This is a genomic window from Rothia sp. HMSC065B04 (assembly GCF_001812285.1).
Classification (GTDB): Bacteria; Actinomycetota; Actinomycetes; order Actinomycetales; family Micrococcaceae; genus Rothia; species Rothia mucilaginosa.
In genome coordinates, this window is record NZ_KV808410.1 from 68,929 (window position 1) to 71,605 (window position 2,677).

2 protein-coding genes are annotated in these 2,677 nt (G+C 54.0%); both read left to right on the top strand.

Annotation, left to right across the window (positions count from 1 at the left end):
- Nucleotides 1–575: S-layer homology domain-containing protein (locus tag HMPREF2845_RS07675; protein ID WP_210394533.1), on the top strand; the 575-nt coding region annotated here is incomplete at its 5' end.
- A gap of 369 nt (nucleotides 576–944) precedes the next feature.
- Complete coding sequence (locus HMPREF2845_RS07680) at nucleotides 945–2,510, top strand: S-layer homology domain-containing protein (protein WP_049354789.1); 1,566 nt, start codon at nucleotides 945–947, stop codon at nucleotides 2,508–2,510.
- The last annotated feature ends 167 nt before the right edge of the window (nucleotides 2,511–2,677 follow it).

Below are 2,677 nucleotides of genomic sequence, written 5' to 3' on the forward strand. Positions count from 1 at the left end.
CGATTGTGGGTTTGGCGCCGGAGCACCGCGGTGTTCTTATGGGCCGTCAGGATCTGAAGTTTGAGGGTGTTCAGGACTTCGCGGATGCTACCGTGCCTAAGGGAGAGTACAAGAGCCTGATTTCGAAGCTCACCTACCAGGAGCAGCAGCAGCGCGCTACTCGCGGTGAGCTGACTGCGGCACTGTACGCTCAGGCTGGTAGCCCCAAGGTGAACCTCCCGGCAGTCTCCCCCTGGCCGGATGTGAAGACCACCGACCCGAACTACGCCGCCTACGTGTGGGCTCGTCAGAAGGGCATTACTTTCGGCTGGTCTGATGGTAAGTTCCACGCGGATGCCGGCATTTCGAACGCTACCGTTGCGGCGTTCACCTACCGCGCAGCGGGTTCCCCGGCTGTTTCCGGTGTTTCTTCGTTCACGGATGTTAATCCGAGTTCCGCCTTCTACCGTGAGATTCTGTGGTCCACTCAGCAGTATGTCATTAATCCGGATTTCGGCGCTTTTAATGCGACGGACCTGGTGAATCGTGGTCAGCTGGAGCAGATGCTGTTCAACTTCCAGAACCGAGCCAAGTAGAACGGCGCCAGGTAGAACCGCGCTATGTAAGACGGACTAGTTCCGCGCTAAATAACCCCGTGTTCCCGAATGGTTTTTCTATTCGGGAACACGGGGTTTTCTATGCCCGTTTTCTCTGCTTTTTTCTGCATCTATTTTTGGGTGCTCGCGGAATCATTGCGGCACAAAAATTCAAAACTTTCAACTATTCCTTGAGATTTCTCGCGACTTCTCATTAAGGGTTTGATATGCTGAGGCTACCCCCAAAACCGATGGGGATAATCAACGATTTTCTTATTGGATTAGCGCAACTTCGACGGTGAAGATTCGGCCGGAAATCATCCTGCAGGAATTGCAAACATCCAATGGGACGTACCATAAGGATGCTTTATGTCCTCACTTCCGAGTTCTAAGTCTTCATTCCGCCGTGCAACGCAGGGTTGTTGCGCTCTCATGTTGGCTGGCGCTATGGTCCTGCCGATGACTCCGGCGCTGGCTCAGGATACAGCACCGGTCACTAACATTTCTGTCCCTAACGCACCGGTTGCCGATACCGCCTCCCCGGTTTCTCAGGACGTCACGGATGGCCCGTCTTTCACCATTGATTATGGGGAGGGTGCGGCTTTGTACACCGATGAGTACAACGAAATTACGGTGAGGGGCACCGGCCTCACCAAGGAATGGCGTGAGCAGCACGGCAAGGCAGTCCTTTACATTGCCGCTACAGAGTATCATCCCGATAACGTTGAGCCTTCAAGGTCGGTGCGTTTCTTTGAAGAAGGTTGGCGTTTCCCTATTGCCGATGACGGCACTTTTGAGGCAGAGCTGACGATCAGATATGGCGACCTGGAGAGTTTCTACACCCCCGCTTATGGGGTCCCGTATTTCCGCGGGGAGGATGTGCACTATGAGATTGGCATCCTCACCGTGGGCGAGGATCAGCCGTGGCCGACCATTGAGGATATTTGGGCTCGTAAGAACGTGGCTATTCACAAGCCAATATATACCCGTCGCCATCCTGAAATTATCGGGGCCCACTGGAGGTACGATCCACTGAAGGACACCACGAAAGATCAAGAGCTGATGATTAAGGGTGAGGGTTTCAGCGCGTATGAGCTCCCCGGTCGTGAGGGTGTCATGTACACGATTCGAGAGAAGGGCACCGGCACCCCCGTCCTGCTCATGAGCGAGATGGAGCGCTACTACGAACGTAGCGATGGCGTAATGGCGCTGTGGGGAAACGCTGTTTACCGCACCATCAAAATTCCCGCGAACACTCTGGATCCGTCTAAGCAGTATGTCCTTGAAGCATGGAGCGACTATGGCTATGTCAACCAGACGGATAAGACTCTCATCACCCCGATTGTGGGTTTGGCGCCGGAGCACCGCGGTGTCCTTATGGGCCGTCAGGACTTGAAGTTTGAAGGTCTTGAGGAATTCACGAATGTATCTCTACCCAAACCCAAGTATAAGCATCTCTTCTCAAAGCTTAGCGATGAGGAACAGCAGCAGCGTGCTACTCGCGGTGAGCTAGCTGCGGCACTGTACCTTCAAGCTGGCGCCCCCAAGGTGAACCTCCCGGCGGTCTCCCCGTGGCCGGATGTGAAGACCACCGACCCGAACTTCCCCGCCTACGTGTGGGCTCGCCAGAAGGGCATTACTTTTGGCTGGTCTGATGGTAAGTTCCATGCAGATGCAGGTATTTCACGCGCTACTGTTGCCGCATTCACCTACCGTGCAGCAGGTTCCCCAGCTGTTTCCGGTGTTTCTTCGTTTACGGATGTGAATCCGAGTTCCGCCTTCTACCGTGAGATTTTGTGGTCTGCTCAGCATGGTGTCATTAACCCGCAGAGGGGTATTTTTGAGGCGACCACGATGGTAAATCGTGGTGAGCTGGAGCAGATGATGTTTATTTTTCAGAACCGCACTGACTATGGTGGGCTGGTTCTAGTCTGAGTCATAACCCCGTGCCCCCTGAGAGTCTTCTTCTCAGGATGCACGGGGTTCGGTTTTTATCGGCTGATCAATCTGTGAAAAACCTCGGAACCTTCAAGCTTCTCTTGAGTGTTCTCTGACATCTGCCTGAGGGTTTGATAGGGTGAAAATGTCCCCGAAACCGACGG